This window comes from Streptomyces sp. NPDC026673 (assembly GCF_040638135.1).
In the GTDB taxonomy this organism is placed as follows: Bacteria; Actinomycetota; Actinomycetes; order Streptomycetales; family Streptomycetaceae; genus Actinacidiphila.
The window spans coordinates 35,961-53,796 of the sequence record NZ_JBEZXR010000063.1 but is presented as its reverse complement, the minus strand read 5'-3'; the positions used below and the strand labels follow the sequence as shown (position 1 = coordinate 53,796).

Below are 17,836 nucleotides of genomic sequence, written 5' to 3'. Positions count from 1 at the left end.
CCAAACCACGCCGTTTACCACCAACCCGCCCCCGCCGCCGGTGGGGGGGCCCTCACCCGCCCCCCCCGCCCCCGCGGGGGCCGCCCCCCGCCCCGGGGCGGCCGGCCTCCGCCGTTGCGCCCCCGGCGGCACTCTCCGCCGCGGGCCGGACGCACGCACCCGGCACGCCGGGACGCCCGGCGCCTTCCTCCCCCGCCGCCGCCGGGGAGGGCCGCCACACGCCGCCACACGCCGCCATACGCCGCCATACGCCGGCGCACACGGCCGCACGCGAAAGTCCGGCCCCGCCGCAAGGAGAGGTACCGCTCACGGGGCCGGACGACCGGGGAGCCCCGGACGGGGCTCACGGGCCGGAGCCCGGCTCCGCCGGGGGCGGGGAGCCGGGCTCCGGACGTCGGGTTCAGCGGCGGTTGCAGTCCCGTCCTCCGCTGTGCCAGACCCTGACCCAGTGGCCCGGCGTACGGACCCATTTGACGCGCCCGTGGCTGCTCACCCGCACGAGGCGTCCGGGACGGTACTCCAGCTTCCAGGAGCCCAGGCCGATGGAGCAGTGGCCTCGCCGGTCGTCCCGGCGGTCGTCGCCGCGGCGGTCGTCGCCACGACGGTCATCACCACGGTTGTCGTCCCGACGGTCGTCACCACGGCGGTCATCACCACGGCGGTCGTCACCACGGTTGTCGTCCCGGCGGTCGTCCCCGCGCCGGTCGCTGGGCTGATGGTCCGCGGTGACGGCCGAGACCGGGCCGGCCGCGGCGAGCACGCCCCCTCCGGCGAGCAGGACCGATGCGGCCGCGGCGGCCAGGCTCTGTGCTATGCGCGTGCTCATTGACTGCACCCTTCTTTTGATCACGGATCCCCGAGCAGTGATCAAAAGTATGAGCACAGCGCCTCAAATCCCGCATTTCGGGCGCGAGCTGACTACGGGGCAGGCCCATCTGACATCGATGTCAACCGACATCGATGTCAAGAAGGACGGGATCCGCCCCACCGGCCTCCGCCCTCCCGGGCCTGCCGGAACCCGCGCCCGCCGCGCCGGAGTTCACCTTCCCGCCCGGCGTCCCGCGGCGCGTCGGACCGGGGCAACGGCTCCCGGTCCCGGGCGAGTTCGCCCGGCAGGCCGGCGGACGCCCGGTCAGCCCAGGCGGGCGTCGAGGGCGTCGAGGTCGGCGACGAACCACGTCCCGTCGCCCCGGTCGGACTCCCGGACCAGATCCCGAAAGGCCTTACTGGCAGCGACGTACGCCGAGATGTCGCCCACGACGGCCAGCCGGATGCGGTAGTTGACGAACTTCTGCAGGATCTCCCCCGCCAGGCCGGAGCGCAGCTCGAAGAACCGCTCGTCCAGCCGGGCGACCGGGACGGCCACGACCTCCGCACGGGAGAAGGCGGAACCGATCACATCGAGCGCGTCCTGGACGCCGGCGATCCTCACGCCCTCCTCGCCGCAGACGAGGACGGGCACGCCCCGGCGCTCGGTCACCACGTCAGCCACGGCCGGCCTCCCGACCGTGGTTCTCCTCCACCGCGAACATGCCGTTCTCCCCTTCCAGGACGCTGTCGATGGTGCGCAGGACGTCCGCCGTCGCCGCGGCACCGCCGAGCACCACGACCTTGAGCCGCGAGCGTTCGTCGTCGTACGCCGTCCGGACCCGGGCCAACTCGTGGGGGTCCCGCGCCATCTGGGCGCCGGCCACCAGCAGGGTGCCCAGGCGGTCGGCCGCGGCCGCCCCGATGCCGTCGACCTCGACGATGGCCGAGACCTCCACCCGGTGCCGGGCGACGGCCGCGGGAAGGCCGGTGAAGGCGTCCAGGTCGGCTCGGGCGACGCGGTACTGCTTCCCGATGCGCACGGCCTTCAGCCGGCCGTCGCGGATGTAGCCGCGGACCGTGCGCACATGCAGGCCGAGCCGCTCGGCGACCTGCTCCACGGACAGCCAATCCTTCTCCATGACTCCGCATCCTACCCTTTGAACATTCGGATAGGGATGTATACGTAAGGAGAGGAGGACGGTAAAAAGCCGCGCCGGCCCGTCTGCACGGGCCGGCGCGGCGAGTGGGATGCCGGAAGGTCAGGAGCGCGGTGCCACCTTCGACAGGCCGTTGATGACGCGGTCCATCGCGTCGCCGCCCGACGGGTCGGTGAGGTTGGCCAGCAGCTTCAGCGTGAAGCGCATCAGCATCGGGTGGGTGAGGCCGCGCTGCGTCGCCAGCTTCATGATCTTCGGGTTGCCGATCAGCTTCACGAAGGCCCGGCCGAGCGTGTAGTAGCCGCCGTAGGTGTCCTTCAGGATCCGCGGGTACGACTGGAGCGCCAGCTCACGCTGGGCGGCGGTGCCGCGCGCGTGGGCCTGCACGATGACGTCGGCGGCGATCTGACCGGACTCCATCGCGTAGGCGATGCCCTCGCCGTTGAACGGGTTGACCAGGCCGCCCGCGTCGCCGACCAGCAGCAGGCCCTTGGTGTAGTGCGGCTGGCGGTTGAAGGCCATCGGGAGCGCCGCGCCGCGGATGGGGCCGGTCATGTTCTCCTCGGTGTAGCCCCACTCCTCGGGCATCGAGGCGCACCAGGCCTTCAGCACCTCGCGCCAGTCCAGCTCCTTGAAGGAGGCGGAGGTGTTGAGGACGCCGAGGCCGACGTTGGACGTGCCGTCGCCCATGCCGAAGATCCAGCCGTAGCCGGGCAGCAGCCGCGGGTCGCCCGGGACCCGCCGGTCCCACAGCTCCAGCCAGGACTCCAGGTAGTCGTCGTCGTGCCGGGGCGAGGTGAAGTACGTGCGGACGGCCACGCCCATGGGGCGGTCCTCACGGCGGTGCAGTCCCATCTGGAGGGAGAGCCGGGTGGAGTTGCCGTCGGCGGCGACCACCAGCGGCGCGTGGAAGGTGACCGGGGTCTTCTCCTCGCCCAGTTTGGCCTCGACGCCCGTGATCCGGCCGGTGCGCTCGTCCCGGATCGGGGCGCCCACGTTGCAGCGCTCGTACAGCCGGGCCCCGGCCTTCTGCGCCTGGCGGGCGAGGAGTTCGTCGAAGTCCTCGCGCTTGCGCACGAGCCCGTAGTCGGGGAACGAGGCCAGGTCGGGCCAGTCCAGCTGCAGCCGGACACCGCCGCCGATGATGCGGAGGCCCTTGTTGCGCAGCCAGCCGGCCTCCTCGGAGATGTCGATGCCCATCGCGACCAACTGCTTGGTCGCACGGGGCGTCAGACCGTCACCGCACACCTTCTCGCGCGGAAAGGCGGTCTTCTCCAGCAGCAGGACGTCGAGTCCCGCCTTCGCCAGGTAGTAGGCCGTCGTCGAACCGGCGGGCCCGGCACCCACGACGATCACATCGGCGCTGCGCTCCGAAGCGGCGGTCTCGGTCACGGTGCTCCTCGCTGCTCTGGGCCGATGCGGCCTGTCTGCGACCGGCCGGCGGCGGCCGGACCGGACCCGTGCAGTCTATGTGCCGCTTTCACGCGCGGACCGGGCGCCCCGGCTTGGAGGCCGCGCGGATGGGGTGGGGTGGAGGTGGAGCAGGGAGCGGGGCGCAAGCCATCGGCACGCGACGCCGTCCCGCCCGTCCGCGCGGATCCTCAGCGAACCGCGCGGTGCAACGCCACGATGCCGCCCGACAGGTTGCGCCACGCGACCTTCGACCAGCCGGCCTTCTGCAGGCGCGCGGCGAGGGCGGGCTGGTCGGGCCAGGCGCGGATCGACTCGGCGAGGTAGACGTAGGCGTCGGGGTTGCTGCTGACCGTGCGGGCGACCGGCGGCAGCGCCCGCATGAGGTACTCGGTGTAGACCGTGCGGAACGGCGCCCAGGTGGGGTGGCTGAACTCGCAGATGACGACCCGGCCGCCGGGGCGGGTGACCCGCAGCATCTCGCGCAGCGCGGCGTCGGTGTCGTGGACGTTGCGCAGCGCGAAGGAGATCGTCACGGCGTCGAAGACCCCGTCGGCGAACGGCAGCCGTGTCGCGTCGCCCGCGGTGAGCGGCAGGAAGGGGTGGCGGCGCTTGCCCTCGCGCAGCATGCCGAGGGAGAAGTCGCAGGGCACCACGCGGGCACCCGCCTCGGCGAAGGGCAGGGAGGAGGTGCCCGTGCCGGCGCCCAGGTCCAGCACGCGCTCGCCGGGACGGACGGCGAGGGCCTGGGCGACGGTCTTGCGCCAGCGCCGGTCCTGGCCGAGCGACAGCACGTCGTTGGTGAGGTCGTAGTTGGCCGCGACGTCGTCGAACATCGCGGCGACTTCGTGCGGCTGCTTGTCCAGGGAGGCTCGGGTCACGCCCCCATTGTTCACCCGGCCGCCCCGCGGCCCGCGCAGGGGCCCCGGGTGCGTCCGCGGAACGCCGGGCGGCGTCCCGTGGTGCCCGCGGGTGGCGCGGGTCCGGCGCGGCTCACGTCGCGGGCCCTTCGGCGACCGTCCGGTCCCGTCCCCGGATCCGCCCCCGATCACCGGCTTCGGCGTCGCCGCCCGACGCATGACCGGCGGAGGCGCGGTTGTCACCGCGGGCTCGCCCGCGCGCCGCCGGTGGCGGCCGTGGGAGGGCCGCGCCGGCGGGCGCCGCGAGGCACCCGGACCGGGGACCGCCATGCGGCGCGGGAGCACGTACGACATCTGTGGCCGGCGAGGCGGCGGTCGGCCCGGTCAGGCCCGGCGATGCAGGAGCCGGCCGCCGATCACGGTGGCCACACAGGCGCCGTCCTCGTCGAAGACGGCGAAGTCGGCCCGGGCGCCCGGCTCCAGGGAGGGGGCCGGGCGTGCCGGGAGCAGCCCGCTGCGGTCCAGGGCGGAGCGCAGCGCGGGATCGGCCGGGGCGGTCGCGACGGCGGTGACGCCGCGCAGCAGCAGGGCGTGCACACGCTCCCGCGGGGTGGGGGCCTGCGGGAGCTCTCCCTCGTGGGTCAGCCCCGGACGCACCGCGCCGGGCCAGGAGCGGACGCGGGCACCCGGGTGGGCCGCGCGCACCGCGTCGAGCGGGCCGGCGGCCGCGATGCGGCCGCCGTCCACCAGCAGGGCCCTGCCGTCCGTACCGGAGTGGATCGTCAGCATCGGCGGATCCGTACCGGCGCCGTCAGGAGGTGCTGAGCAGCTTCAGCTCCGGGTGCGCCGTGCCGCCCTCGATGGCGGTCGACGACAGGTGGGAGACGACGTGGTCGTCGACCGGGTCGTTCGCCGGGTCGTCGTGGATGACGAGGTGCTCGTAGGTCGTGGCGCGCTGGGCGGGGACCCGTCCGGCGGCGCGGATCAGGTGGATCAGCTCCATGCGGTTGGAGCGGTGCTTGGCGCCGGCGGAGGAGACCACGTTCTCCTCCAGCATCACCGAGCCGAGGTCGTCGGCTCCGTAGTGCAGCGACAGCTGGCCGGCCTCCTTGCCCGTGGTGAGCCAGGAGCCCTGGATGTGGGCGACGTTGTCCAGGAAGATCCGCGCGATGGCGATCATCCGCAGGTACTCGAAGAGCGTCGCCTGGGTGCGGCCCTTCAGGTGGTTGTTCTCGGGCTGGTAGGTGTACGGGATGAAGGCGCGGAAGCCGCCCGTGCGGTCCTGGACGTCGCGGATCATGCGCAGGTGCTCGATGCGTTCGGCGTTGGTCTCGCCGGTGCCCATGAGCATCGTGGAGGTCGACTCCACGCCCAGGTTGTGCGCGGTCTCCATGATCTCCAGCCAGCGCTCGCCGCTCTCCTTCAGCGGGGCGATCGCCTTCCGCGGCCGCTCCGGCAGCAGCTCCGCGCCGGCGCCGGCGAAGGAGTCCAGGCCCGCGGCGTGGATGCGCGTGATGGCCTCCTCCACCGACACCTTGGAGATGCGGGCCATGTGCTCGACCTCGGAGGCGCCGAGGGAGTGGATGACCAGCTGCGGGAACGCCTGCTTGATGGCGCTGAAGTGCTTCTCGTAGTACTCGACGCCGTAGTCGGGGTGGTGGCCGCCCTGGAACATGATCTGGGTGCCGCCGAGTTCGACGGTCTCCGCGCAGCGGCGCAGGATGTCGTCCAGGTCGCGGGTCCAGCCCTTGGCGGTGTCCTTGGGCGCGGCGTAGAAGGCGCAGAACTTGCACGCCGTCACGCAGACGTTGGTGTAGTTGATGTTGCGCTCGATGATGTACGTCGCGATGTGCTCGACACCCGCGTAGCGGCGGCGGCGTACGGCGTCGGCGGCGGAGCCGAGCGCGTGGAGGGGCGCGGAGCGGTAGAGGTCGAGCGCCTCCTCGGGGGTGATGCGACCGCCGTCGGCGGCGCGGTCGAGGACGGACTGGAGGTCGGCGTTCTCGCTCACCGGGCATCCTTCCGAGGGGTGTGACGGACCCGCTCAGCCTACGCCAGGGGGTCAGCCGCCCTGCTTCCTGAGGTCCCCTTCCGGCTGTCCGGCCAGGGAGTCGCCCGACCGGTAGTGCAGCGAGCCGTCGTCCTCGAGCGTGAACCGCTCGTTCGTCGAGCCGTCCGAGCAGACTCCGGGGTGCGGGTTGGTGCCGCCGCTGGTGTCGAGGACGATGCTCTTCGCCGTGGCCTCGGCGAGCTTCCAGTCCCCGCTGCAGTCGTAGGTCTGGCCGAGCAGGTCCAGGACGCTCTTGTCCCGTCCGACGACCGCGCCGACCTTGCCCTCGCGGAGGGTGATCTCCAGCGTGCCCGGCACACCGTGGGCGGTGACGGTGTCGCCCTTCCACGTGCCGACGAAGGCCTTGGGGAGTTCGGGCACCTTCGGTTCCGGGGCCGACGGCGAGGAAGAGGCCGGAGACGCGGACGTGGAGGAGGAAGTCGAGGTCGAGGGCGCGGTGCTCGCGCCGCGCGAGGGGGTGCGCTCACCCCCCTTGGCCTCGTCCGAGCCGTCGCCGAGGCCCGGCAGCACGATCGCCAGCGTCACCGCGGCCGCGACGAGCAGGATCCCCGTCGCGACCGCCGCGGCCACCCGCGAGCGCCCGCGGCGGGGCCCCGGGGCGGGGGTGGGCGTGGCGGCGAACGGCGGCGCGTCCTGCGGCTCGGTGAGGGACGGCGGCGGGCCGAACGTCCCGTACGAGGGGTGCGAACCGTAGGTGCCGTGGCTGCCGTTGGTCGCGCCGGGGGTGCCGGTGGCCGAGCCGGGCGTGCCGGGGGGCGGGGTGGGTTCGAGGTCGAGCAGCTCGACGGCCTGCCGCCCCAGCCGCTCCGTCAGCGGGGCGGGCAGCCAGCCGGCCCGCACCATCGAGGCCGCCTCGCTGCCGGGTGCCAGCAGCTCGGCGACCTGACGCGGCGTCGGGCGTACGGAGGGGTCCTTGGCGAGGCAGGACTCGGCGATCCGGCGCAGCTCGTCCGGCATGCCGTCGAGTTCGGGTTCCTCGTGGGCGACCTTGTAGAGCAGGACGGCCGCGCTGTCCCCGCTGAACGGGCCCCGGCCGGTCGCCGCGAAGGCCAGCACGGCGCCGAGGGCGAAGATGTCGGCGGCGGGGCCGGCGGGTCTGCCCGTGACCTGTTCCGGCGCCATGTAGCCGGGCGAGCCGACGACCGCGCCCTTGCCGGTCAGGGCCGCCGTGGCGTCCATGGCACGGGCGATGCCGAAGTCGATCAGTACGGGGCCGTCGAGCGAGAGCAGCACATTGGACGGCTTGATGTCGCGGTGCACCAGCCCCCGTCCGTGCACGGCCTCGAGCGCCTCGGCCAGCCCCGCGCCCAGCGCCCGTACCCCCTCCGCGGGCAGCGGCCCGAAGGTGGTGACGGCCTCGGAGAGGGCGGGCCCGGCGACGTAGCGGGTGGCCACCCACGGCACCGGCGAGTCCGTGTCGGCGTCCAGCACCGGCGCGCTCCACGCGCCGCCGACCCGGCGGGCCGCGTCGACCTCGCGCTGGAACCGGGTCCGGAACTCCAGGTCGTCCGCGAGTTCCGAGCGCACCACCTTGACGGCGACCGTCCGGCCGCCCGGGCTGCGCCCCAGGTAGACCCGGCCCATCCCGCCCGACCCGAGCCGGCCGAGGAGGCGGTACGGGCCTATCGCCGGGGGGTCGTTCGCTTGCAGGGGCTGCATCTGCGCGCCTCTCGCCGGTGCGGAAGGTCTCAGGAGTTGTACCCGTGGCCGCCGTGGTCACCCCAGCCGTCGTGGCCCCGCCGGGGCGGGTCCGGCGGCCGGTGTCGCCACCGGTGTCCGCGGCCGATCGTAGTGGGCCCGCGGAGGCCGCCGCCGGGGTGGCGCGCCGGGGCCCGCGGGGGCCTGGCCGGCGGCGGCCTCCGCCGCCGGCCGGACGCGATCAGCCCTCGGGGCGCAGCAGTTCGACGCGCGCCTGCTCCGGGAAGCCCACCCTGCGGGCGAACTCCGCGATGCCGGTCAGCTGCTCGGGGCCGAGCGAGAAGTCCAGCGTGGTGAAGTAGCGCTGGAGGGTGCGGGCGTCGAAGGCCTCCCAGCGGGCCGCCTGCTCGGCGACCTTCTCCACCTCCTCCATGCTCAGGTCGCGGGAGGACAGGAAGGCCCGGTGCACCTCGTGCACCACGTCGGGGCGGGCGGCCAGGTAGTCGCGGCGGGCGGCCCACACGGCGAAGACGAAGGGCAGCCCCGTCCACTCCTTCCACATCAGCCCGAGGTCGTGGACCTCCAGGCCGAGCCGCGGCGCGTCGTGCAGCGAGGCGCGCAGCGCCGCGTCGCCGATCAGGACGGCGGCCTGGGCCTCCTGCATCATCAGCGAGAGGTCCGGCGGGCAGGTGTAGTACTCGGGCTCGACCCGGTACTGGTCGGCGAGCAGCAGCTGGGCGAGGCGGACCGAGGTGCGGCTGGTGGAGCCGAGGGCGACCCGGGCCCCGTCCAGGGCGCTCAGCGGCACCTGGCTCACGATCACGCAGGACATCACCGGGCCGTCGCAGCCGACGGCGATGTCCGGGAGCGCGATCAGCTCGTCGGCGTGCCGGAGGTACTCCATCAGGGTGATCGGACCGACGTCCAGATCCCCGGCGACGAGCCGGGCGCTGAGCTTCTCCGGCGTGTCCTTGGTCAGTTCCAGGTCCAGCAGGGCACCCGTTCGGGCGAGTCCCCAGTAAAGAGGCACGCAGTTCAGGAACTGGATGTGCCCGACGCGGGGCCGGGCCCGGCGCACATCACCGGCGAATGGGAGCGGCGCAGATTTGTCCACATCAGGAGGCTAGACCCCCGCCCCGGGGATCTTTCGGCGGGGCCGGGCGGGCGGCGCGCGGCGGCACGGCAACCGCCCTCCCCCGGCACCCTGGGCGGCGCGGGTGAATTCCGATCTTGTCGCTCTTCCCCGGCGCAGATGCTCCGTGCTACTGTCGTCGCAAGTTGCAGTTTGGTTTCCCTTGCAGTACAGAGCCTGCGGAGCATGTGACCGCGGGCTTTTGTAGTTTTCAGACTTCTTGCAGTGAGCAGGGCAGGTTCTGGAGCAGGGCAACCCTTTGGCCCAAGGAGGGCTTATGGCTACCGGAACCGTCAAGTGGTTCAACGCCGAGAAGGGCTTCGGCTTCATCGCCCAGGACGGCGGCGGCCCCGATGTCTTCGTCCACTACTCCGCGATCAACGCCTCCGGCTTCCGTTCGCTGGAGGAGAACCAGGCGGTGACCTTCGACGTCACGCAGGGTCCGAAGGGCCCGCAGGCCGAGAACGTCAGCCCCGCCTGATCGCGGACTGACCCGTAGTACCCAACGAGCAGTACCCAAGGAGCCCCGCACTGCCGTGCGGGGCTCCTGCCTTTCCGGACCCGCGGGTCGGGGCGCCGCCCACAGCGCGCGGCGAAGTCGAGGCGATCGACCGCCCGGCGCGGTTTCACCGACGGGTGGGATGACCCGAAGGCTCCGCGAATTCCGCGGGAAGCACGGCGAAACGGCATACGGACTCCGCCGGGGAAACGGTGGAATTCACCCCGCCCGCGCTCCACCCCTCCCCGGAGTACCGGCGGCCGGCCGCCGCGCAGAGCCCTCCCCCAGAGGCGTTACCGGCGGTAACCTTACTCGGGGTGAATTTGCCGCCGAACCAGGAGAGGCCCCGGGGGCACCGCCCACCCACGATCCCCACCCGACCGTCGACCGACCCCGCGGGAAATCACGATGCCGCTGCTCCTCACCCTCGCCAAAGGCGTTCTGACCGGCGTCGGCAAGCGCCCCGACGCGGATGCGCCCTTGCCCGCCGACCGCCCCGGCGCGCCCGCCGTCCGGGTGGACCCCGACCGGCTCGCGGCCTACGCCGCGGTGTGCGGCTTCCGCCGCTCCGACCGGCTCCCGCTGACCTATCCCCACATCCTCGGCTTTCCGCTCGCCGCCCGGCTGATGGCGGACCGGCGGTTCCCGCTGCCGTTGCTCGGGCTGGTGCACACCTCGATCGAGATCGTCCAGCGGCGCCCGATCCCGCCAGGCGAACGCCCCGGCATCACCGTCCGGGCCGAGGGGTTGCGGCCCCACCGGCGCGGCGTGGAGGCCGTCATCGTCACGGAGGCACTGATCGACGGGGAGGTCGTCTGGGCGGACCGCAGCGGCTATCTCGCACGGACCCGCGGGAACGGCACGCGAGAGGGCGGTACGAGCCGCAGGGCCACGGACCGCGAGGCCACGGGCAGCGGCAGCCCCGCGCTCGGCAGCGAGGCGGTGCTGCCCACCGTGGCCGAATGGCGGCTGCCCGCGGACCTCGGCCGCCGCCACGCCTCCGTGTCCGGCGACTGGAACCCCATCCACGTCCATCCGCTGACCGCGCGCCCGTTCGGCTTCCCCCGGGCCATCGCGCACGGGATGTGGACCGTGGCGCGCTGCGCCGCCGAGGCCGTACCGGAGGACGCCGAAGAGGTCACCCTGCGGGCCGAGTTCAAGGCCCCCGTCCTGCTGCCCGCCACCGTCTCGTACGCCGCCGCGAGCGGTGCCTTCGCCGTCCGCTCCGGGGATCGGCTCCATCTCTCCGGGACGGTGGAGCTCCCGCCGCGTACGGGCTGACAGCCTCGGGCCGGGGCCGGCCCGCGTGGTCATGCGGCCGGCCGTCGAGAACGGTGTGGCGTGGGGGCGGTGGGGATTCGGCTCTCTCGCCGTCCCGCTCCCTTCGGTCGCACAGCGGCGGGCTGCGGATGGGAGGGTGGGAGCCTGAGGCCGGTTGGCAGTGTGCGGGCCGGTGGTCGGCGGGGGTTCAGGCTCCGGAGCGGGGCCGGTTGTTCGCGGGGTGCCGGTCTCGTTGCCGTCCGCGGGTAGAGATGGCTGGTTGCCATGCCCACCCTCCGTGGATGGCGCGCCCGCCGTAACCGGCGTCTGCGGGTGATTCCCCGGCAGGAAGCGGGCTCGGCGGCTGGTCTACCGAGATCGGGCTCTGTTTCGCCGACTATGTCGGCGAAAGCGGGCCCGATCTTCCCTGGCTCAAAGATCGGGCTCTGTTCCGCCGAACATATCGGCGAAAGCGAGCCCGATGTCCCACAGGCCGCTCAACAGCACCCCGAATCAGCCGCAGTCGCCGGTCACGGCAGGCGCGCCCACCACCGGGAGTAGGCGTGGAAGCAGCCATCTGTACCCGCGGACGGCAACGAGAGCCGCGCCACTGGAAAGCCCATCCGCTCCGGCGCCTGAACGCCCGCCACGCACCCACCCGCACACTGCTGAAGAGGGCCGCCCCACCCTCCCATCCGCAGCCCGCATCTCTGCGACCGAAGGGAGCGAGACGGCGGGCCAGCCGGACCATCAGGGCGCCGCGACCGCGTCGCGCCGACGTCGCACCCCGGCCCCAAGCGCGGGCGAGCAGGGTCTCCAGGCCGGGGCAGGCAAAGTTCACCAGGGGCGCGGCAGCTGTCAGCTGCTCTGCGCCGCCGCGCGCGAGGCGTCGTCCACCTCGTCCTCCTGCGCGGCGTTGGCCGCGAGGTTCGCCTTCGTGCGCTCCACGCGCGAGGCGACCTGCACCGAGGCCTGCTCCCGCACCCCGCGCAGCACGACGAAGCTGAGCGGCGCGCTGATCACGAGCGCGAGCAGCATGACCCACAGCAGGTTGGAGTCACCGAGACCGGCGGGCAGCACGCGGACGTACACCAGCCCCCAGATCACCAGGAAGCAAACGGCGAAGAGGCCAAGGCGCATCAGGGAGTAGCGCAGCATGGGGCTCGGCTTCCAGCTCACGGTCGATGCACTTCCTTCGTTTCCCTCGTTCCGGCCCGCGGGACGTACCGGACGTACCCGCACCAGTGAAGCACGGGCCGGGAACCGTCAGGTCAGCGGGAGCCACATCGTGATGTCGTCGCGGTCGTCACCTGCGGCGACGCGTATCGCCGCGGGGACGCGGCCGACCTCCTTGTAGCCGGCGCGGGCGTAGAAGTGCTCCAGCCCCATGCCGCTGCGGCAGCTGAGCTTCAGCCCCTCGAGGCCGAGGTCGCGGCCGGCCCGCTCGGCGGCCTGCAGCAGCTCCGCGCCGTGCCCGCGGCCCTGGAGGGCGGGGTCGACCATGACGGTGTAGAGCCAGGCCCAGTGCTTCATCAGGCGGTGGGTGTTGAAGGTGAGGAAGGTCGAGGCCGCCAGCCGGTCGCCGTCGAAGCCGGCGACCATGTGCGCCCGGCCCTCGGACATCGCCGTGTAGTGGCGTTCCGCCTCGGGGGCGACATCCGCCCGGCCCACGGGCGGGACGAAGCCGACGGCACCGCCCGCGTTGGTGACGTCGGTCCACAAGGAGACGAGCTGTCCGCGCAGTACGGGGGTGAGCTGGGGGTCGAGGGTGAAGCGCAGTGCCATGGCGCAACCCTAGGCATCCGGGCTGACAGCGATTGACGGGGGCACTGCCGCCGGACGACATCCACGTTAAGGGGAGCCCCCGGTGGCTCCCCGCGCCCGGGACCACCCCGGCGCGGGGAGCCGATCGGTGTGTCAGAGCCGCATCGGCTGCGGCGACTCGCGGCGCGCCGCGTCGGGACCCGGGTACTCGCGGATGATCTCGTAGCGGGTGTTGCGCTCGACCGGGCGGAAGCCCGCGTCCTGGATGAGCTCCAGCAGGTCGTCGCGGGTGAGCTTGTTGGGCGTGCCGTAGTTGTCGGCGTCGTGCGTGATCTTGTACTCGACGACCGAGCCGTCCATGTCGTCCGCGCCGTGCTGCAGTGCGAGCTGGGCGGTCTGCACGCCGTGCATGACCCAGAACACCTTCACGTGCGGCACGTTGTCGAACAGCAGCCGCGAGACCGCGAAGGTCTTCAGCGCCTCGGCGCCGGTGGCCATCGTGGTGCGCGCCTGGAGGGTGTTGCGGACCTTGCCGTCCTTCATGTCGACGAAGTCGTGCTGGTAGCGCAGCGGGATGAAGACCTGGAAGCCGCCGGTCTCGTCCTGCAGCTCGCGCAGCCGCAGCACGTGGTCCACCCGGTGCCGGGGCTCCTCGATGTGCCCGTACAGCATGGTGCACGGGGTCTTGAGGCCCTTCTCGTGCGCCAGGCGGTGGATGCGCGACCAGTCCTCCCAGTGGGTGCGGTGGTCGACGATGTGCTGCCGCACCTCCCAGTCGAAGATCTCGGCGCCGCCGCCGGTCAGCGACTCCAGGCCGGCCTCGATCAGCTCGTCCAGGATCTCGCTCGCGCTCATCCCGGAGATCGTCTCGAAGTGGTGGATCTCGGTGGCGGTGAAGGCCTTCAGGGAGACGTTCGGAAGCGCCTCCTTGAGCGCCTTCAGCGACCGCGGGTAGTAGCGCCACGGCAGCGTCGGGTGGAGACCGTTGACGATGTGGAGCTCGGTGAGGTTCTCGCCCTCCATCGCCTTGGCGAGCCGGACGGCCTCCTCGATGCGCATCGTGTAGGCGTCCTTCTCCCCCGGCTTGCGCTGGAAGGAGCAGTAGGCGCAGGAGGCGGTGCAGACGTTCGTCATGTTGAGGTGACGGTTGACGTTGAAGTGGACGACGTCGCCGTTCTTCCGCGTCCGCACGTGGTGGGCGAGGCCGCCCAGCCAGGCCAGGTCGTCCGACTCGTACAGGGCGATACCGTCCTCGCGGGTCAGCCGCTCACCCGCGTAGACCTTCTCCTCCAGCTCGCGCTTGAGCCCCGAGTCCATCGCCCGCCTCGCCTTCACCATCAGAAATCGACCGTTCGACCTTACGCCTAGATGTTCTCGGGCAGTTCTCCGACCCGGTTCTCCCACTTCGTGGAGAGCACGATGGTGGTGCGGGTCCGGGAGACGCCCTTGGTGCCGGACAGCCGGCGGATGGTGTGCTCCAGGCCGTCGACGTCCGGCACGCGCACCTTGAGCATGTACGAGTCGTCGCCGGCGATGAACCAGCAGTCCTCGATCTCGTCCAGGTCGCGCAGCCGGGTGGCCACGTCCTCGTGGTCGGCGGCGTCGCTGAGCTGCAGGCCCACCAGGGCGGTCACCCCGAGGCCGAGGGCCGCGGGGCGGATGGTGGCCCGGTAGCCGGTGATCACTCCGGCCTGTTCCAGACGGTTGATCCGGTCGGTGACGCTCGGTCCGGACAGGCCCACCAGCCGGCCCAGCTCGGCGTACGAGGCCCGGCCGTTCTCACGGAGGGCCTGGATGAGCTGCCTGTCCACCGCGTCCATCAGACTGGACCCCTTCATTCGTGCCGCGACTGCGCTGTCAGGACAAGAATCTAAGGCATGGGCGGGGATGTGCCCTGCGCATCAATCCACGGCTGCCCCGTCGGCTGCGGCTCCGGCTCCGCCCAGCTCGCCCTCCCAGCGGCGGTACAGCTTGTGCGGCACCCCCACGGCGTCCAGCGCCCGCCCGGCGACGAAGTCGACCAGGTCCTGGATGTGGGTGGCCCCCGCGTAGAAGGCCGGCGAGGCCGGCAGCACGACGGCGCCCGCCTCGTCCAGTGCGACCAGGTGCTTCAGGGTCTGGCCGCCGAGCGGGGTCTCGCGGACGGCGACGACCAGCGGCCGGCCCTCCTTCAGGGTGACGCTCGCCGCCCGCTGCAGCAGGTCCTTGGAGAGCCCGAGGGCGACCCCCGCCACGCAGGCCGTGCTCGCCGGCACGATCAGCATGCCCTTGACCGGGTACGAACCCGAGCTCGGACCGGCCGCGAGGTCCCCGGCGGACCAGTACCGCACCCGGCTCCGGTCGGTCTCGAACCGGTCCGGGGTGCCGTCCGCGCCGCGCGCGAGCCAGCGTGCCAGGTCCTCGCGCCAGTGCGCGTCGCGGAAGGGCGCGCCGGTCTCGTCCAGGACGGTGAGCCGAGCGGCACGGCTGACCACCAGGTCCACCGCCTCGCCCGCGTGCAGCAGCGCACGCAGCACCGCCGCGGCGTACGGCGTCCCGGAGGCTCCGGAGACCCCGACCACCCAGGGTGTCCCGCGCTCGCTGTCGTCCATACTGCGAGCCTATCCGGGCGCTCGTACAACCTTCCGCCCACCTCACGGGTCCTTCATGCGTTCCTGTACCGATCGAGGAGAACACCATCAACACCATGCGCAAGGGCATCGCCGCCGTCGGATGCGCCGCCTTCATCGCCTCCACCGCCGCCGCGTGCGGCACCGCCGAGAACCTGAGCGCCGGTGCCAAGGTCCAGCGGGCGCTGGACCGGCTCGGCGAGCAGAAGGCCGTCACGGTGTCCGTGGGCTTCGACGGCAGTGAGCAGCAGATATGGTCCGCGCTGAAGGGCTCGGACGGCTTCACCCGGAAGAACGCCCAGATGCTCGCCGGTTTCGACGTCTCGCTGTCCATGAGCGCGGACAAGCCGCTGAAGGACGTCAAGGAGGGCGGCACCTCCCTGGCGCTGCGGATCTCACTCGGCCAGGGCAAGGACCTGATGGAGGTCCGCGGTGTGGCGGGCGGGAAGGCCTACCTGCGGATGGACCTGCGGCGGTTCATGTCGCTCGCCGGCGAGCTCGACACCGGGAAGAGCAAGGGCGACATGTCGGGGATGGAGCAGTTCCTGGACGCCGCGGACGACCTGCCCTCCTCGTACAAGTCGGTCAAGGACGCGCTCGGCGGCAAGTGGGTCTCCGTCGACCCCAAGGCCTTCACGGAGTTCGCCGAGAGCATGGCCGAGAACGGCCCCGCCGGCTCGCCGCTCCCGAACGCCTCGGCGCTGGACGCCAAGACGCAGAAGCGGATCACCAAGGCGCTGCGCAAGGCCATCGAGCACAACGCGAAGTTCGCCGACGCCGGCAGCAAGGACGGCGTCGACCACGTCAAGGTCACCGTGTCCGCGGGGAAGACGGCCGACGCGCTGGCCGAGGCCCTGGAGCCCTTGGCGGGCCAGCTGCCGGACGGGGCCGCGCTCTCCGACCTGAAGGACGTGCCCGACAAGAACGTCATCCTGGACGTCGCCGTCAAGGACGGCACGCTGTCGGGGATCAGCCTGGACTTCGACCAGTTCGACACGACCGACGAGATCCACGGCGCGCTGCCGCTGACCGTCGGCTTCGCCTCCGACGCGGCACCCGTCGCCGCCCCGGCCGGGGCCACTCCGCTGAACCCCCAGGACATCATGGGCGCCATGATGCAGTTCATGATGGGCGGAATGGACGAGTAGGACGCGGAACCGCCGCGGATGCCCGTGTCGTTGTCTACCGTGAGGGAAGCCTGGTCGGCCAGGCGGACGGTGGACAACCACTTGGGGGCACCTGTGGCGTACGAACCCGTCGCCGGCCATGACGCCGATGACGCCCGGCGAGGCGCCCGCAGCGGCGCCGCGCCGGGCCCGGGGGCCCGGGCGTGGACGGCCGGAGCGCTCATGCTCACCTGGGTGGGGCTGCTGTGGATGATCGAGTCCGTCGACGTGATGACCGGTCACGCGCTCGACACCTTCGGCATCGTGCCGCGGCAGCTCGGCGAGCTGCGCGACATCATCCCCGCCGCCTTCATCCACTTCGGCTTCCACCACGTCGCCGCCAACAGCCTTCCGCTGCTGGTGCTGGGCTTCCTCGCGGCGCTGCGGGGCACCACCCGCTTCCTGAGCGTGGTCTTCGTCATCGTCATGGCCAGCGGCGGTGGGGTCTGGCTGGTGGCCCCGTCCGGCACCAACACCGCGGGTGCCTCGGGGGTCGTCTTCGGTCTCTTCGGCTATCTGCTGGTGCGCGGGTTCGTCGACCGGCGCCTCATCGACATCGCCGTCGGCCTGATCGTCGCCGTGGCCTACGGCTCCATCCTGTGGGGTGTGCTGCCCACCGCCGCGGGGGTCTCCTGGCAGGGCCATCTCTTCGGCCTCGTCGGCGGCGTCTGCGGTGCCTTCCTCTTCCGGGACCGCCCCGCCGACGGGCTGATCAGATGAGGCCGTAGGATCCCGGAAACGAATCGACGGGGGGCGGTTGTTCGATGACCGATTTCGGCAAGCACGACGACGTACCACCACAGGACGCGGCTCCTCCTGTGCCACCGCAGGGCCAGGCCCCGCCGGAGCCCGGCTGCGGCCCGGCGGTGGACGCGCTGCGGCAGCCCCCGCCGGGGCCCCACGACATACCGTCGCCGCCGCCCCCGTACCAGCAGCCCGCCCCGCCGGCGCCTCCGTACGGCTACGGATACGGCTACGGCCAGGGCCCCCTGCCGTACCCGCCGCCGCCCCTCAAGCCGCCCACCACGACGGCGATGTGGGCTCACCTGGGGGCACTGCTCACCCTGGTGGCGGGCAGCAGCGTGTGCTGCCTCGGCTGGGCGCTCGCGTGGATCGCCCCGCTGGTCATCCGCACCAACGAGCGGAACAGGCACGACCCCTTCATCCGGCACCACGCCGCCCAGGGGATCAACTACGGGATCACCTCGGCCATCGTGGGCGTGCTCGGCATCGCGGGCTACGGAGCGGGCATCGCCGGCGTGGCCATGCTGGAGCACGACGGCCCGGCCTGGTTGCCCATCGCGGCCTTCGTCCTGCTGGCCCTGGCCGTACTGCACACCCTCATCGGGCTGATCTTCAGCATCATCGGCTGCACCAAGGCCAGTGGCGGCCACTGGTGGAGCTACCCCAGGATCTTCGCGCTGCCGTTCGTCAAGAGCTGACGGCACCGGGGCCCGGGC

19 protein-coding genes are annotated in these 17,836 nt (G+C 72.4%); 5 read left to right on the top strand and 14 right to left on the bottom strand.

Going from position 1 to position 17,836, the window contains the following annotated elements; translation table 11 throughout:
* Positions 1–400 precede the first annotated feature (400 nt).
* From AB0F62_RS32185 to AB0F62_RS32145, 9 genes are all read right to left on the bottom strand, one after another.
* Positions 401–826, bottom strand: coding sequence for a hypothetical protein (locus AB0F62_RS32185; RefSeq protein WP_361807332.1), 426 nt, complete (start codon positions 824–826; stop codon positions 401–403).
* 306 nt (positions 827–1,132) lie between these two features.
* On the bottom strand, positions 1,133–1,492 hold the full coding sequence (locus tag AB0F62_RS32180) for a DUF4180 domain-containing protein (RefSeq protein WP_361807329.1): 360 nt from the start codon (positions 1,490–1,492) through the stop codon (positions 1,133–1,135).
* The gene (locus tag AB0F62_RS32175; protein ID WP_361807326.1) at positions 1,485–1,949 is read right to left on the bottom strand and encodes a helix-turn-helix domain-containing protein; all 465 of its coding nucleotides are present in this window, start codon (positions 1,947–1,949) and stop codon (positions 1,485–1,487) included. Before AB0F62_RS32175 ends, AB0F62_RS32180 begins: the two co-directional genes overlap by 8 nt.
* A gap of 120 nt (positions 1,950–2,069) precedes the next feature.
* Positions 2,070–3,359 carry a geranylgeranyl reductase family protein gene (locus AB0F62_RS32170; RefSeq protein ID WP_361807323.1) on the bottom strand — a complete coding sequence of 430 codons (1,290 nt, stop codon included), beginning with the start codon at positions 3,357–3,359 and terminating at the stop codon, positions 2,070–2,072.
* A 209-nt stretch (positions 3,360–3,568) separates the two neighbouring features.
* Positions 3,569–4,258: a demethylmenaquinone methyltransferase gene (locus AB0F62_RS32165; protein WP_361807320.1), complete on the bottom strand. Its 690-nt coding sequence runs from the start codon at positions 4,256–4,258 to the stop codon at positions 3,569–3,571.
* 363 nt (positions 4,259–4,621) lie between these two features.
* On the bottom strand, positions 4,622–5,026 hold the full coding sequence (locus AB0F62_RS32160; RefSeq protein ID WP_361807317.1) for a hypothetical protein: 405 nt from the start codon (positions 5,024–5,026) through the stop codon (positions 4,622–4,624).
* A 22-nt stretch (positions 5,027–5,048) separates the two neighbouring features.
* The gene (gene mqnC, locus AB0F62_RS32155) at positions 5,049–6,248 is read right to left on the bottom strand and encodes a cyclic dehypoxanthinyl futalosine synthase (protein WP_361807314.1); all 1,200 of its coding nucleotides are present in this window, start codon (positions 6,246–6,248) and stop codon (positions 5,049–5,051) included.
* A gap of 51 nt (positions 6,249–6,299) precedes the next feature.
* The gene (locus tag AB0F62_RS32150; RefSeq protein WP_361807311.1) at positions 6,300–7,967 is read right to left on the bottom strand and encodes a serine/threonine-protein kinase; all 1,668 of its coding nucleotides are present in this window, start codon (positions 7,965–7,967) and stop codon (positions 6,300–6,302) included.
* Between the two features lie 220 nt (positions 7,968–8,187).
* A complete protein-coding gene (locus AB0F62_RS32145; protein ID WP_361807347.1) occupies positions 8,188–9,024 on the bottom strand; it encodes a menaquinone biosynthesis protein in 837 nt (278 codons plus the stop codon).
* 331 nt (positions 9,025–9,355) lie between these two features.
* Here AB0F62_RS32145 and AB0F62_RS32140 point away from each other — a divergent pair, with 331 nt between their 5' ends.
* Both AB0F62_RS32140 and AB0F62_RS32135 read left to right on the top strand, forming a co-directional pair.
* On the top strand, positions 9,356–9,559 hold the full coding sequence (locus AB0F62_RS32140) for a cold-shock protein (protein WP_354796699.1): 204 nt from the start codon (positions 9,356–9,358) through the stop codon (positions 9,557–9,559).
* Between the two features lie 426 nt (positions 9,560–9,985).
* A complete protein-coding gene (locus AB0F62_RS32135) occupies positions 9,986–10,858 on the top strand; it encodes a MaoC/PaaZ C-terminal domain-containing protein (RefSeq protein WP_361807307.1) in 873 nt (290 codons plus the stop codon).
* Positions 10,859–11,695: 837 nt separating this feature from the next.
* Here the strand turns inward: AB0F62_RS32135 and AB0F62_RS32130 are convergent.
* From AB0F62_RS32130 to AB0F62_RS32110, 5 genes are all read right to left on the bottom strand, one after another.
* Complete coding sequence (locus AB0F62_RS32130) at positions 11,696–11,995, bottom strand: DUF4229 domain-containing protein (RefSeq protein ID WP_361807344.1); 300 nt, start codon at positions 11,993–11,995, stop codon at positions 11,696–11,698.
* Between the two features lie 108 nt (positions 11,996–12,103).
* Positions 12,104–12,622 (bottom strand): GNAT family N-acetyltransferase, encoded by a 519-nt coding sequence (locus tag AB0F62_RS32125; RefSeq protein WP_361807304.1) that lies wholly within the window; start codon positions 12,620–12,622, stop codon positions 12,104–12,106.
* Positions 12,623–12,754: 132 nt separating this feature from the next.
* Positions 12,755–13,918 (bottom strand): aminofutalosine synthase MqnE, encoded by a 1,164-nt coding sequence (mqnE, locus tag AB0F62_RS32120; RefSeq protein WP_361807341.1) that lies wholly within the window; start codon positions 13,916–13,918, stop codon positions 12,755–12,757.
* Positions 13,919–13,965: 47 nt separating this feature from the next.
* Positions 13,966–14,421 carry an Lrp/AsnC family transcriptional regulator gene (locus AB0F62_RS32115; RefSeq protein ID WP_361807301.1) on the bottom strand — a complete coding sequence of 152 codons (456 nt, stop codon included), beginning with the start codon at positions 14,419–14,421 and terminating at the stop codon, positions 13,966–13,968.
* Positions 14,422–14,502: 81 nt separating this feature from the next.
* The gene (locus AB0F62_RS32110) at positions 14,503–15,192 is read right to left on the bottom strand and encodes a UbiX family flavin prenyltransferase (protein ID WP_361807298.1); all 690 of its coding nucleotides are present in this window, start codon (positions 15,190–15,192) and stop codon (positions 14,503–14,505) included.
* Between the two features lie 95 nt (positions 15,193–15,287).
* On the opposite strand from AB0F62_RS32110, the gene AB0F62_RS32105 reads away from it, so the two are divergent.
* The 3 genes from AB0F62_RS32105 (at position 15,288) to AB0F62_RS32095 (ending at position 17,818) form a co-directional block, all read left to right on the top strand.
* The gene (locus AB0F62_RS32105) at positions 15,288–16,358 is read left to right on the top strand and encodes a hypothetical protein (RefSeq protein ID WP_361807295.1); all 1,071 of its coding nucleotides are present in this window, start codon (positions 15,288–15,290) and stop codon (positions 16,356–16,358) included.
* A gap of 201 nt (positions 16,359–16,559) precedes the next feature.
* Positions 16,560–17,096, top strand: coding sequence for a rhomboid family intramembrane serine protease (locus AB0F62_RS32100; protein ID WP_361807338.1), 537 nt, complete (start codon positions 16,560–16,562; stop codon positions 17,094–17,096).
* Between the two features lie 44 nt (positions 17,097–17,140).
* Positions 17,141–17,818 (top strand): DUF4870 domain-containing protein, encoded by a 678-nt coding sequence (locus AB0F62_RS32095; protein WP_361807292.1) that lies wholly within the window; start codon positions 17,141–17,143, stop codon positions 17,816–17,818.
* The last annotated feature ends 18 nt before the right edge of the window (positions 17,819–17,836 follow it).